Source organism: Paraburkholderia phenoliruptrix (assembly GCF_047325075.1).
Lineage (GTDB): Bacteria > Pseudomonadota > Gammaproteobacteria > Burkholderiales > Burkholderiaceae > Paraburkholderia > Paraburkholderia phenoliruptrix.
Map to the genome: position 1 here is coordinate 1,382,447 of NZ_CP168531.1, position 12,377 is coordinate 1,394,823.

At 64.1% G+C, this 12,377-nt stretch carries 12 protein-coding genes; 10 read left to right on the forward strand and 2 right to left on the reverse strand.

Going from position 1 to position 12,377, the window contains the following annotated elements; translation table 11 throughout:
- Window positions 1-79: 79 nt before the first annotated feature.
- From ACEN8U_RS18410 to cysM, 5 genes are all read left to right on the forward strand, one after another.
- Window positions 80-1,483, forward strand: coding sequence for a UDP-glucose dehydrogenase family protein (locus ACEN8U_RS18410; RefSeq protein WP_015003467.1), 1,404 nt, complete (start codon window positions 80-82; stop codon window positions 1,481-1,483).
- Window positions 1,449-2,456 (forward strand): D-glycero-beta-D-manno-heptose-7-phosphate kinase, encoded by a 1,008-nt coding sequence (gene rfaE1, locus ACEN8U_RS18415; protein WP_051156758.1) that lies wholly within the window; start codon window positions 1,449-1,451, stop codon window positions 2,454-2,456. Before ACEN8U_RS18410 ends, rfaE1 begins: the two co-directional genes overlap by 35 nt.
- A gap of 145 nt (window positions 2,457-2,601) precedes the next feature.
- Window positions 2,602-3,594 (forward strand): ADP-glyceromanno-heptose 6-epimerase, encoded by a 993-nt coding sequence (gene rfaD / locus ACEN8U_RS18420; protein WP_013589234.1) that lies wholly within the window; start codon window positions 2,602-2,604, stop codon window positions 3,592-3,594.
- 76 nt (window positions 3,595-3,670) lie between these two features.
- Window positions 3,671-4,036 carry a ComEA family DNA-binding protein gene (locus tag ACEN8U_RS18425; protein WP_013589233.1) on the forward strand — a complete coding sequence of 122 codons (366 nt, stop codon included), beginning with the start codon at window positions 3,671-3,673 and terminating at the stop codon, window positions 4,034-4,036.
- A gap of 254 nt (window positions 4,037-4,290) precedes the next feature.
- Window positions 4,291-5,193, forward strand: coding sequence for a cysteine synthase CysM (gene cysM / locus ACEN8U_RS18430; protein ID WP_015003465.1), 903 nt, complete (start codon window positions 4,291-4,293; stop codon window positions 5,191-5,193).
- 136 nt (window positions 5,194-5,329) lie between these two features.
- On the opposite strand, the gene mltB is transcribed toward cysM, so the two are convergent.
- Window positions 5,330-6,487 (reverse strand): lytic murein transglycosylase B, encoded by a 1,158-nt coding sequence (gene mltB, locus ACEN8U_RS18435; RefSeq protein ID WP_015003464.1) that lies wholly within the window; start codon window positions 6,485-6,487, stop codon window positions 5,330-5,332.
- Between the two features lie 287 nt (window positions 6,488-6,774).
- Here mltB and ACEN8U_RS18440 point away from each other — a divergent pair, with 287 nt between their 5' ends.
- Window positions 6,775-7,698, forward strand: coding sequence for a histone deacetylase family protein (locus ACEN8U_RS18440; protein WP_015003463.1), 924 nt, complete (start codon window positions 6,775-6,777; stop codon window positions 7,696-7,698).
- 133 nt (window positions 7,699-7,831) lie between these two features.
- Entirely contained in the window at window positions 7,832-8,632 is an 801-nt protein-coding gene (locus ACEN8U_RS18445; protein ID WP_015003462.1) for an enoyl-CoA hydratase, read from the forward strand.
- 21 nt (window positions 8,633-8,653) lie between these two features.
- Here ACEN8U_RS18445 and ACEN8U_RS18450 read toward each other — a convergent pair whose 3' ends face one another.
- Complete coding sequence (locus ACEN8U_RS18450; RefSeq protein ID WP_015003461.1) at window positions 8,654-9,586, reverse strand: alpha/beta hydrolase; 933 nt, start codon at window positions 9,584-9,586, stop codon at window positions 8,654-8,656.
- 248 nt (window positions 9,587-9,834) lie between these two features.
- Here ACEN8U_RS18450 and ACEN8U_RS18455 point away from each other — a divergent pair, with 248 nt between their 5' ends.
- Genes ACEN8U_RS18455 through ACEN8U_RS18465 form a run of 3 tightly spaced genes read left to right on the forward strand, consistent with a single transcriptional unit; the run spans window position 9,835 to window position 12,325 of the window.
- Window positions 9,835-10,869, forward strand: coding sequence for a methionine ABC transporter ATP-binding protein (locus tag ACEN8U_RS18455; RefSeq protein WP_015003460.1), 1,035 nt, complete (start codon window positions 9,835-9,837; stop codon window positions 10,867-10,869).
- Complete coding sequence (locus ACEN8U_RS18460; RefSeq protein ID WP_015003459.1) at window positions 10,859-11,512, forward strand: methionine ABC transporter permease; 654 nt, start codon at window positions 10,859-10,861, stop codon at window positions 11,510-11,512. Before ACEN8U_RS18455 ends, ACEN8U_RS18460 begins: the two co-directional genes overlap by 11 nt.
- A 15-nt stretch (window positions 11,513-11,527) precedes the next feature.
- A complete protein-coding gene (locus ACEN8U_RS18465; protein WP_015003458.1) occupies window positions 11,528-12,325 on the forward strand; it encodes a MetQ/NlpA family ABC transporter substrate-binding protein in 798 nt (265 codons plus the stop codon).
- The last annotated feature ends 52 nt before the right edge of the window (window positions 12,326-12,377 follow it).

Sequence of the window (12,377 nt, forward strand, 5' to 3'; positions counted from 1 at the left end):
TCGCGGACGGCTTTGGCAGCGTGTTCGTGACCGGCTTTATCGCCGGAAATCATCACCGGAACCTTCAACCGGAAAGCGTATGAAAATCACCATTATCGGCACTGGCTATGTGGGTCTCGTCACAGGCGCGTGCCTCGCAGAAATCGGCAACGACGTCTTCTGTCTCGACGTCGACCCGCGCAAGATCGAAATCCTCAACAATGGGGGCGTGCCCATTCACGAGCCGGGCCTGCAGGAAATCATCGCGCGCACGCGCGCGGCCGGGCGCATCACGTTTTCGACGGACATCGAGGCGAGTGTCGCTCACGGCGACGTGCAGTTCATCGCGGTGGGCACGCCGCCCGACGAAGACGGCTCCGCGGATCTGCAATACGTGCTGGAAGCGGCGCGCAATATCGGCCGCACGATGAACGGCTTCAAGGTGATCGTCGACAAGTCGACGGTGCCTGTCGGCACGGCGCAGCGCGTGCGCGCAGTCGTCGAGGAAGAGCTCGCGAAACGCGGGCTCGCGGGCAGCGACAAGCACCGCTTCTCGGTCGTGTCGAATCCCGAATTCCTGAAAGAAGGCGCGGCCGTGGACGACTTCATGCGGCCCGACCGCATCGTGCTCGGCAGCGACGAAGACGAAGCCGGCCTGCGCGCGCGCGAACTGATGAAGCGCCTTTACGCGCCGTTCAACCGCAACCACGAGCGCACGCTGTACATGGACGTGCGCTCGGCTGAATTCACCAAATACGCGGCCAATGCGATGCTGGCCACGCGCATCTCGTTCATGAACGAAATGTCGAATCTCGCGGACCGGGTGGGCGCCGACATCGAGGCGGTGCGCCGCGGCATCGGCTCGGACCCGCGCATCGGCTATCACTTCCTGTATGCGGGCTGCGGCTATGGCGGCTCGTGCTTCCCGAAGGACGTGCAGGCGCTGATCCGCACGGCGAGCGAAAGCGGCCACAATCTGCGCATTCTCGAAGCCGTCGAGGAAGTGAACTACCAGCAGAAAGACGTGCTGGTGCAGAAGATCACGCACAAGTGGGGCAACGATCTGGCAGGCCGCACGTTTGCAGTCTGGGGCCTCGCGTTCAAGCCGAATACCGACGACATGCGCGAAGCGCCGAGCCGTCGCGTGATCGCCGAACTCCTCGCGCGCGGCGCGCAGGTGCGCGCGTACGATCCGGTCGCCGTGACTGAAGCGCGCCGTGTCTTCGCCCTGGATCTGCACGACGCGCCGGAGCAGCTCGCGCGCCTCACCTTCACGGGCACGCAGGACGAAACGCTCACGGGCGCCGACGCACTCGTCATCGTCACGGAATGGAAGGAGTTCAAGAGCCCGGACTTCGTGCATCTGAAATCCGTGCTGAAGTCGCCGGTCATTTTCGACGGCCGCAATCTGTACGAGCCGGATGCGATGAACGAACTCGGCATCGACTACCATTCGATTGGACGCCCTTATGCCCAACCCTCTGAACTTGCGGCCGATGCCTGAGGCGAAGCCCGCCTCCATCGCGCCGTCGCCGTCGCCTGCACTGACGGTGGTGCCGCGCGCACAGATCGCGGCCGCGCGCGTGCTGGTCGTCGGTGATGTGATGCTCGACCGCTATTGGTTCGGCGACGTGAACCGCATCTCGCCGGAAGCGCCGGTGCCGGTCGTGCACGTGCAGCGCCAGGAAGACCGTCTCGGGGGCGCCGCGAACGTCGCGCGCAACGCGGCGGCGCTGGGCGCGCAGGCGGGTCTGCTGTGTGTCGTCGGACACGACGAACCCGGCGAGCGCATCGTGCAATTACTCGGCGAGAGCGGCGTGAATCCGCATCTGGAGCGCGACCCCGCGCTGCTCACCACCATCAAGCTGCGCGTGCTGTCGCGTCAGCAACAGCTGCTGCGCGTCGATTTCGAAAACTCGCCGGCGCATGAGGTGTTGCTCGCGGGCCTCGCGCGCTTTGACGAATTGCTGCCGTCGCACGACGTGATCCTGATGTCCGATTACGCCAAAGGCGGCCTGACCCACGTCACGCAGATGATTGCGAGAGCGCACGCGGCCGGCAAGCCGGTGCTCGTGGACCCGAAAGGCGACGATTGGGAGCGCTACCGCGGCGCCACGTTGATCACGCCGAATCGCGCCGAGTTGCGCGAGGTGATCGGCCAGTGGAAGTCGGAAGAGGACTTGACTGAGCGCGTGAGCAAACTGCGCGCGGATCTGCAGTTCAAGGCCTTGCTGCTCACGCGCTCGGAAGAGGGCATGACGCTCTTTTCCGACGACGGCATCCTGCACACGTCGGCCGTCGCGCGCGAAGTGTATGATGTTTCGGGCGCAGGCGACACCGTGATCGCCACGCTCGCCACCATGCTGGGCGCGGGTCTCACGCTCGTCGAAGCGGTCGGACTCGCCAATCGCGCGGCCGGCATCGTGGTCGGCAAACTCGGCACGGCCACTGTCGACTACGACGAACTCTTTCATTGATGCGGCCCGCCCGGTCCTCTCGTGAGCGCGCGCCGCTGAGTGCGGCGCGAGAGGACCGGCGGCGCGTCGACTGAACCTGTCGACCGGAGCACGCGCGCTGGCGCTCGCTCCGGTCTCATGCAAGCCACACTACGGCGGGACCATCATGACCCTCATCGTCACCGGCGCGGCCGGCTTTATCGGCAGCAATCTCGTGAAAGCGCTTAACGAGCGCGGCGAACAACGCATCATTGCGGTCGACAATCTGACGCGCGCCGACAAGTTCAAGAATCTGGTCGACTGCGAAATCGACGACTATCTGGACAAGACCGAATTCCTCGAACGCTTCAGGCGCGGCGACTTCGGCCGCGTGCGCGCGATTTTCCACGAAGGCGCCTGCTCGGACACGATGGAAACCGACGGTCGCTACATGATGGACAACAACTTCCGCTACAGCCGCGACGTGCTCGAGGTCTGCCTCGCGCAGAACATCCAGTTCCTGTACGCGTCGTCGGCGGCGACTTACGGCGGCTCGAGCCGTTTCGTCGAGGAACGCGAGGTCGAGCAGCCGCTCAACGTGTACGGCTATTCGAAGTTCCTGTTCGACCAGGTGATTCGCCGCGTGCTGCCGGGCGCGAAAAGCCAGATCGCCGGTTTCCGCTATTTCAACGTGTACGGTCCGCGCGAAACGCATAAGGCGCGCATGGCGTCGGTCGCGTTTCACAACTTCAACCAGTTCCGCGCCGAGGGCAAGGTCAAGTTGTTCGGCGAATACAACGGCTATGCCGCAGGCGAACAGACGCGCGATTTCGTTTCCGTCGAAGATGTGGTGAAGGTGAACCTGTTCTTCTTCGACCATCCGGACAAGTCGGGCATCTTCAACCTCGGCAGCGGTCGCGCGCAGCCGTTCAACGACATCGCGAGCACGGTCGTCAACACGCTGCGCGCGCTGAATAACGAGCCGCCGCTTTCGCTCGCCGACCAGGTGCAACGCGGGCTGATCGAATACATTCCGTTCCCCGACGCATTGCGCGGCAAGTATCAGTGCTTCACGCAGGCGGACCTGTCGAAGCTGCGCGCGGCCGGCTACGACGCGCCGTTTCTGAGCGTGCAGGAAGGTGTCGACCGCTACGTACGTTGGCTATTCGGCCAGGTGTAATTAGTACGCACACCTGTTTAAACTGGAATCTCCCGGTTGGTGATGACGCCGACCGGTTGTATGAGGGAGATTCCATATGTTTCGAAAAATTCTGGTTACCGCGGCCATGCTCGCCGCTTTCGGTCACGCGTATGCGTCGGTTGACGTCAACACGGCTAACGAGGACGCGCTGCGCGGCATCAAGGGCATCGGTCCTGCCAAAGCGAAAGCCATTCTCGAAGAGCGTGCAGCGCATGGTCCGTTCAAGGACCCGGCCGATCTCAGCAAGCGCGTCAAGGGCATGGGCGGGCATACCGTCGAGCGCCTGCAGGCGGAGGGTCTCGCTGTCGGTCCGGCTGGCGCGGCTGCTGGCCCGCAGGTTGCGGCGTCTTCACAGACCAAAGGCGCCGCCGTTGCGGCCAATACGCCCAAGGGCGGCGCTTCAGTGGCGGTGAAGAAATAGTCTGACGCGAGCCGCGCGCGGCGCACGTTGCGCTGCGCGCGGTTCGCCATCGTTGTCCTTCATGGTCGGAGCCGGCAACAACGCTCCTTAAGCTGTCATTCGTATGACTGGCTTCCCGCGGTACTCAGCCGCGGTTTTTTTGCGTGCGAGCGGACTGCATCCATGCGAGCAGAAGGGCCGCGCGGCAGCCGGCGGCACCGTGGTTTAAAATCGACGGCTTGAAGACTCCGCGCATCGACAGCACCTGAACCGATATGGCCTACAAAACGATTGAAGACACCATCGGCAATACGCCGCTCGTGCAACTCGTCCGGCTCACCGACGACGAGATCCGCAGCCGCAACAATGTGGTCCTGGCAAAGCTCGAGGGCAACAATCCGGCCGGCTCGGTGAAGGATCGCCCGGCTTTGTCGATGATCGCAAAGGCGGAAGCGCGCGGCCGAATCAAACCGGGCGACACGCTCATCGAATCGACGAGCGGCAACACCGGCATCGCGCTCGCCATGGCGGCCGCGATCCGCGGCTACAAGATGGTGCTGATCATGCCGGAAGACCTGTCGGTCGAGCGCCGCCAGAGCATGGCCGCGTACGGCGCGCAAATCATTCTCACGCCCGTCACGGGCGGCATGGAATACGCCCGCGATCTCGCCGAGCAGATGCAGCGCGACGGCAAGGGCATCATCCTCGATCAGTTCGCGAACCCCGACAACCCGGCGGCGCATGTGGAGGGCACGGGCCCTGAAATCTGGCGCGATACCGAAGGGCGCATCACGCATTTCGTGTCGTCCATGGGCACGACGGGCACGATCATGGGCGTGTCCACTTATCTGAAGCAGCAGAACCAGGCAATCGAGATCATCGGCGCGCAGCCGGAGGAAGGCTCGCGCATTCCCGGCATCCGCAAATGGCCGGAAGCCTATCTGCCGAAAATTTTCGACCGCAGCCGCGTGGACCGCGTCGAAAACGTGAGTCAGGCCGCGGCGGAGGCCATGGCCCGGCGTCTGGCGTCGGTAGAAGGGATTTTCGCGGGCATCTCGTCAGGCGGCGCGTGCGAAGTGGCGTTGCGCGTGGCGCGGCAGGTCGAGAACGCGACCATTGTTTTTATCGTCTGCGATCGCGGCGACCGTTATTTGTCGACGGGCGTGTTTCCCGCCTGAGTGTGCAATCGGGCGAGCTTGGCGCCCGAAGCGCTGAGCTTGAACGTCACGGCCAGTAAAAAAAGCGCCCGCGGGCGCTTTTTTTGTTCATCGCATTACGTCGCAACGAAGAGAGCAGACGGTCCCGCGTCCCCGCTTATTGCGAAGCCGCACCCGGCGCCGCCGCGTTGTTCCCATTGTTTGTGGCGTTGGCCGCGTCGCTGGCTTCCATTTGCGACTTGATGCGTTGCCCCAGTTGGTAAACCGCTAGCGCATAAAAGAAGCTGCGGTTATAGCGCGTGAGCACGTAGAAGTTCTTCAGACCGAGCATGTATTCGGTGCCGCGCCCGGGCGTGGGCAGATCGACCACCGTCACCGGCGTTCCCGCTTCGGAAGCGACATTCACGTCCGGCTCGTTGAGCACAAGCCCCGCGCGCAGCAGCTGGTCGAGCGGCCAATGCGGTTCGGGAGCGCCGTCGGCGGCAGCTTGCGCGACGCCGAGGCTGCCCGCGTCCGTGCCGATTTTCCATACGACCGGCCGCCCATTCTCCCAGCCGTTCTGACGCAGATAGTTCGCGACACTGCCGATGGCGTCCGCCTGGCTCGTGCGCAGGTCGATGTCTTTCTTGCCGTCGTAGCTCACTGCATATTGCACGATGCTGCTCGGCAGGAACTGCGGAATGCCGATCGCGCCCGTATACGAACCCAGCACGGTGGTCGGATCGATCTGCGAATCGCGCGTCCACACGAGGTAGTCCTGGAGATTCTTGCGGAAGGTCGCCTGGCGGTCCGCGCGATTAGGTGTATTCGGATAGTCGAAACTGAGCGTGGTCAGCGCGTCGAGCACGCGGAAATTGCCCATGAAACGCCCGTAAATCGTCTCCACACCGAGAATGCCGACAATGACCTCGGGCGGCACGCCGAACTCCTCATAGGCGCGCTGCAGCGTGGCCTGATTCGCGCGCCAGAAGCGGATGCCCGCGTTGATGCGGATCTGATCGAGAAAGCGCGCCTGATAGGCGCGCCAGTTCTTGACCGTGGGCGACGGCGAGGGCGTGACGAGCTTCACCGCGGTCGCCGAATAGCTGACGCCGGCAAAGAGCGCATGCAGCGCGGACTCGTCGAAATCGTAGCGCGCCACCATGTCGTTGATGAACGCATCGACATTCGCATTGTTCGCGTAGCGCTGCGGAATGATTTCTTCCTCAAACGTTTGCCCTTGCGGCACCGGGCTTTGCGGCTGGGCCTGAGCGAGCAGCGCCGGCGGTTTTTTGCCGACGCTCTGCGCGAGGGCCGGCGCGGTTGCCATGAACATGCACGATGCGACGGAGAGTGCGGCGGCGATGGTTCGGGTGCTGAGCCGGTTTCGTGCAGACAGGGCAAGCTTGACGGTCATAGTGAGCTGGGGGCGCGGTGCGAAAGGACGAAGACGGGAGGAAAACGGAAGGGGCAGTATACCCGAGGCCTCTTGCAAAACTGTGCCACGCGCGTCACAGGCACATGGTGTGGTAACTTGGTAGATGTTGGCGCGCGAGAGGCGCGCGCCCATGGAAGGAGACCCGCCGCGCGCGCTGTGAAGGCGCTGCGCCGCAGAAGAGAATCATGGCAACAGGCTTCTATTCCCACGCCGACTGTCTGCTGCACGATATGGGGCAATGGCATCCCGAATGCCCCGCACGGCTGCAGGCCATTGAAGATCAACTGATCGCGAGCCGCATCGACGCGTTGATCGAGCGCGAGTCGCCGCCGCTCGCCGACGAAGCCGCGCTGCTGCGCGTGCATACGCAGGCGCACGTCGATTACATTCGCAGCCGTTCGCCCGTCGAAGGTCTCGCGGAGATCGATCCGGACACGTCGATGAATCCGCATACCTTGCAGGCCGCGCTGCGTGCGGCGGGCGCGGCGGTGGCGGCGACCGACGCGGTCATCGAAGGCCGCTTCGACAACGCATTCTGCAGCGTGCGCCCGCCAGGCCACCACGCCGAGCCCGCCCGCGCCATGGGCTTCTGCTTCTTCAACAACGTGGCCATTGCCGCGCGTCATGCGCTCGAGGTGCACGGCCTGGAGCGCGTCGCCATCATCGACTTCGATGTGCATCACGGCAACGGCACGGAGGCGGCTTTTTCCGGCGACTCGCGCGTGCTGATGTGCAGCTTTTTCCAGCATCCGTTCTATCCGTTCACCGGCGCCGACAATCAGGCGCCCAACATGTGCAATGTGCCGATGCCCGCCCGCTCGAAGGGCATGGCCGTGCGCGAGGCGGTGGACCTGCTGTGGCTGCCGCGCCTCAATGAGTTCAAGCCGGAGATGCTGTTCATTTCCGCGGGCTTCGACGCCCATCGCGAAGACGATCTCGGCAACATGGGTCTGGTCGAGGACGACTACGTGTGGATCACCGACCAGATTCGCGAGATCGCGAAACGCCATGCGGGCGGACGCATCGTGAGCTGTCTGGAAGGCGGCTATAACCTGTCGGCGCTTGGGCGCAGCGTGGTCGCTCACGTGCGCGCACTGGCCGGAATCTGAAGGGCAGCCGCGCAGCCGGTGCCGCGACGCACTGATCGGGCACACCGAGCGAGCAAACCAAGCGAGCGAATGGACGCAGCGAACGAAGTCAGCAAGCGAAGTCAGCGAACGAAGTCAGCGAACGGAGCGAGCCATGAATGCGAATGCACAGAACGCATCGCTGGTGACAACGGAAACCGACGCGTACGGCATACCCGGCGTCGTCCGTCTCACCATGAACCGGCCGGACGCTTTCAATGCGCTCTCGGAGGGCTTGCTCGACGCGTTGCAAGCCGCCTTGAACGACGTTGCGAGCTCGCCGGCGCGCGTGGTCGTGATCGCCGGCGCGGGGCGCGCGTTCTGCGCGGGACACGATCTGAAGGAAATGCGCGCGGCGCCCTCGCTCGCGTATTACCAGGCACTGTTCGCCCGCTGCACGAAACTGATGATGACGATCCAGCGCTTGCCGCAGCCGGTAATCGCGCGCGTGCACGGCATTGCGACGGCGGCCGGTTGCCAGCTCGTTGCGATGTGCGACCTGGCGGTCGCCGCCGACACCGCGCGCTTTGCCGTGTCGGGCGTGAACCTCGGGCTTTTCTGCGCGACGCCGTCGGTGCCGCTGTCGCGTAATCTGTCGCGCAAGGCGGCGCTTGAAATGCTGCTGACCGGAGACTTTATCGACGCCGCCGAGGCGAAGCAGCAAGGTCTCGTCAATCGCGTCGTGCCGATGGACTCGCTCGACGCCGAAGTGGCGCGGCTCGCCACCTCCATCTGCGCAAAGCCCGTCGAAGCGGTGAGCGCCGGCAAAGGCCTTTTCTACCGGCAGCTCGAAATGGGCATCGAGGCCGCGTATCAGCTCGCCGGCCAGACCATGGCCTGCAACATGATGGACGACTCCGCGCTCGAAGGCGTGCAGGCGTTCATCGACAAACGCCCGCCCGGCTGGCAGCGCTGATCGACCCCAAGCGCGAATGCGCTATTGCGCCGGCGCCGCGTCCACTCGTTGAACAATCCACGCGATCAGGCCGCTGATTACGCGATCACGGTCGAGGTCGTTCATCGTCTCGTGATAGCTGCCTTCATATAGTGTGAGCGTCTTGTCCGGCGAGCCGGCTTGCTCGCCGAAGATGCGGCTGCCTTGCGGCTCGGTGAGCTTGTCGGCGGTGCCGTGATAGACGAGGAGCGGCAGGCGCAGCCCCGCACGGCCGCGCTCGATGCGCGCCATCGCCAGCAACAGCTCTGCGCCGGTGCGCGCCGGAATGGGCCCGCGATGCACGAGCGGGTCATTGCGGTTCGCGTCCACGACGGACTGAACCCGAGAGAGCAGGGCGGCGTCGATCTTCATCGCCGGAAAGCTGGGCCACAGGCGGCTGATCAACTGGCTGAGCCTGAGCATCCAGGCGGGCACGTCCCGCCCCGGCGCGAGCGCGGGACTCGACAGAATCAGACCGCGCAGATTCGCGCGGCTTCCTGGCCCTTCGCCTCGGATGCCGGAATGCTCGACCGCGTAAAGCGCGGCGATTGCGCCGCCCATGCTATGGCCCATCAGAAAGAGCGGCGCGGATGCCGGCGCGGCGCTTTGCACGGCCGCGTCGAGCAGGGCCCGCGCGTCCAGCAGGTAATCGTCGAACCGGTCGACGTAGGCCCGCTTGCCGGGCGACCGGCCGTGGCCGCGCAAGTCGATGGCCAGCAGTTCGATCCCCGCAGCGTTGAGCCGCGCGGCCAGCGCCGCGTAGCGGCCGGCGTGCTCGGCCAGTCCGTGAATCAGCGCCACGCGCGCGCGCGGCGGTTGCCTCGTTGGCCAGCGGTACAGCGGCAGCGCTAGTGCGTCCGCCGTGGTGACGGTCGAATGCAGCGGCTGCGCGACGCTTTCATCGGGACTGGCGAAGAGGTCTTGCGGAGTCTCCATGGCAGAGGCGTCCCTTGTTGTCCTTGTCGTGGTTGGCGAGATCATAGATTGACGCGGCGATGCCGCGTCGTTCGCGCTCTCGGCTGCATTCTCTAATTCCGCTCAGTTATGAAAGGATCGGAATTGATTATTAAAGGAAATGTCAGGCCTGCGGTAGAATCCCGGGCTCAAATCCCAATAAAAGTCACGGCGGCCGCTGGCCGGGGAGCGCACGACGCTCGTCGGCAAACCCGCCGTTTCGTTTTTCCATGATCGAAATACGCAATATCTGCCAGCGGTTCGCCGGACCCCGGGGCTGGGTCGAGGCACTGCACAACGTCAATCTGTCGATCCCGGCGGGCGAGGTGTTCGGCATCATCGGCCGCAGCGGCGCGGGCAAGAGCACGCTCGTGCGCACCATCAATCTGCTGACGCGGCCGACCGAAGGCAACATCGTCGTCGACGGCCGTGATCTGACCACGCTGCCCGCCGCGCAGTTGCGCGAGGCGCGCCGCGAAATCGGCATGATCTTCCAGCACTTCAATCTGCTGTCGTCGCGCACGGTGTTCGACAACGTCGCGCTGCCGCTCGAGCTCGCCGGCATGAAGCGTGACGAAATCGAAGCGAACGTCCTGCCGCTTCTCGAACTGGTGGGTCTCTCCGCGCAGAAGGATCGCTACCCGGCGCAGATCAGCGGCGGCCAGAAGCAGCGCGTCGGTATCGCGCGGGCGCTCGCCAGCAAGCCGAAAGTGCTGCTCTCCGACGAGGCGACGTCCGCGCTCGATCCGGAAACCACGCGCGCGATTCTCGAACTGCTCAAGCGCATCAATCGCGAACTGAATCTGACCATCGTGCTGATCACCCATCAGATGGATGTGATCAAGCAGGTGTGCGATCGCGTCGCGGTGCTCGACGCGGGCCGCGTCGTCGAACAGGGCAAAGTGATCGACGTCTTCCTGCAGCCGCATCACGAAGTCACGCGCGCGCTGATCGGCGACGTGATCGCGCAGGACCTGCCGCCCGCGATGAAGGCGCGTGTCGCCGAGCGCCTGAAGACCGGCAGCGGTCATCTGCTGCGGCTCGCGTTCACGGGTTCCGGCGTCGATCAGCCGATTCTCTCCGAGACGATTCGCCGCTACGAATTGGACTTCAACATCCTGCACGGGCAGATCGACGAGATTCAGGGACAGGCGTTCGGCTCGCTCGCGGTGCTGGCGGGCGGCGAGCCGGCGAAGGTGGCAGAGGCGTTCGCGTATCTGCGGCAACAGGGCGTGGTGGTGGAGGAGCTCTCGTATGTTGAGTGAAATGTTCGATATGTTCGTCCAGTCGTTCTGGGAAACGCTCGTGATGGTGGGCATTTCCGGACTGGTCGGTGCGCTGGTCGGTTTGCCGCTCGGCGTGCTGCTGTATCTGACGGATTGCCAGGGCGTGCTGCAGAACCTCGCGGTCAATCGTGCGGTGGGTGTGATCGTCAATGCGGTGCGTTCGACGCCTTTCATCATTCTGCTCGTGGCGGTGATTCCGTTCACGCGCCTCGTGGTCGGTTCGTCGATCGGGACGGCGGCAGCGGTGGTGCCGCTGACCATCGCCGCCGCGCCGTTCATCGCACGTCTCGTCGAAACGGCGCTGCGCGAAGTCGACCGCGGCCTGATCGAGGCCGCGCAGGCGATGGGCGCGACCACCAGTCAGATCGTCTTCAAGGTGTTGTTGCCGGAATCGCTGCCGGGCGTCGTCGCCGGGCTCACCATCACGTTTGTCTCGCTGGTCGGCTATTCGGCGATGGCGGGCGCGATCGGCGGCGGCGGTCTCGGCGACCTGGGCATTCGCTACGGGTATCAGCGTTTCCTGCCGGAAGTGATGTTGACGGTCGTGGTGATTCTGATCGTCTTCGTGCAGTTGGTGCAGTCGTTCGGGGATTGGCTCGTGCGTCGTCTGAGCCATAAATAAATCAAAAGGTCCATCATGCAACGTCGTTTCATTCTCAAGCTGGCCGCGGCATTGGGCGCCGCCTCGCTCATCGCCGCCAACACGGCGCACGCGGAAGACACCATCAAGGTCGGCGTGACCGGCGGTCCGCACGCGCAGATCATGGAAGTGGTCAAGACGGTTGCGGCGAAGAACGGCCTGAACATCAAGATCGTCGAATTCTCCGACTACGTTCAGCCGAACGCGGCGCTCGCGGGCGGCGATCTGGACGCGAACAGCTACCAGCACGATCCGTACTTGCAGGCGCAGGTCAAGGACCGCGGCTACAAGCTGATCCGCGTCGCCGATACGGTCACGTACCCGATGGGCATCTACTCGAAGAAGCTGAAAAAGCTGGCCGATCTGCAGCCGGGCGCGAAGATCGCCGTGCCGAACGATCCGACCAACGGCGGCCGCGCGCTGTTGCTGCTGCAAAAGCAGGGGCTTCTGAAGCTGCGTAGCGACGCGGGGCTGAAGGCGACGCCGCTCGACATCGTCGAGAATCCGAAGAAGCTGAAGATCGTCGAGCTGGACGCCGCGCAGATTCCGCGCTCGCTGAACGATGTGGACGCCGCGGCGATCAACACCAACTTCGCGATGGAAGCGGGCCTGAAGCCGAACCAGGACGCAATCGCGATCGAAGACCCGAAGGGCCCGTACGTGAACATCATCGCGATCCGCGAGGCCGACAAAAACAAGCCGTGGGTCGCGAAGCTGGTCGCTGCCTACCATTCGCCGGAAGTGAAGCAGTTTGTGGAGAGCAAATTCGGCGGCGCAGTGATCACAGCGTGGTGATCGGCAGACATCACACCTTGCATGACAAGTCGGCGATATGAAAATTAGAGTC

Coding starts and splice junctions, on each gene's coding strand:
- ACEN8U_RS18445 (WP_015003462.1), top strand. CDS start 7,832: ATGAATGCGAATGCACAGAACGCATCGCTGGTGACAACGGAAACCGAC.
- ACEN8U_RS18450 (WP_015003461.1), bottom strand. CDS start 9,586: ATGGAGACTCCGCAAGACCTCTTCGCCAGTCCCGATGAAAGCGTCGCG.
- mltB (WP_015003464.1), bottom strand. CDS start 6,487: ATGTTCATGGCAACCGCGCCGGCCCTCGCGCAGAGCGTCGGCAAAAAA.
- cysM (WP_015003465.1), top strand. CDS start 4,291: ATGGCCTACAAAACGATTGAAGACACCATCGGCAATACGCCGCTCGTG.
- rfaD (WP_013589234.1), top strand. CDS start 2,602: ATGACCCTCATCGTCACCGGCGCGGCCGGCTTTATCGGCAGCAATCTC.
- ACEN8U_RS18460 (WP_015003459.1), top strand. CDS start 10,859: ATGTTGAGTGAAATGTTCGATATGTTCGTCCAGTCGTTCTGGGAAACG.
- rfaE1 (WP_051156758.1), top strand. CDS start 1,449: ATGCCCAACCCTCTGAACTTGCGGCCGATGCCTGAGGCGAAGCCCGCC.
- ACEN8U_RS18455 (WP_015003460.1), top strand. CDS start 9,835: ATGATCGAAATACGCAATATCTGCCAGCGGTTCGCCGGACCCCGGGGC.
- ACEN8U_RS18425 (WP_013589233.1), top strand. CDS start 3,671: ATGTTTCGAAAAATTCTGGTTACCGCGGCCATGCTCGCCGCTTTCGGT.
- ACEN8U_RS18465 (WP_015003458.1), top strand. CDS start 11,528: ATGCAACGTCGTTTCATTCTCAAGCTGGCCGCGGCATTGGGCGCCGCC.
- ACEN8U_RS18440 (WP_015003463.1), top strand. CDS start 6,775: ATGGCAACAGGCTTCTATTCCCACGCCGACTGTCTGCTGCACGATATG.
- ACEN8U_RS18410 (WP_015003467.1), top strand. CDS start 80: ATGAAAATCACCATTATCGGCACTGGCTATGTGGGTCTCGTCACAGGC.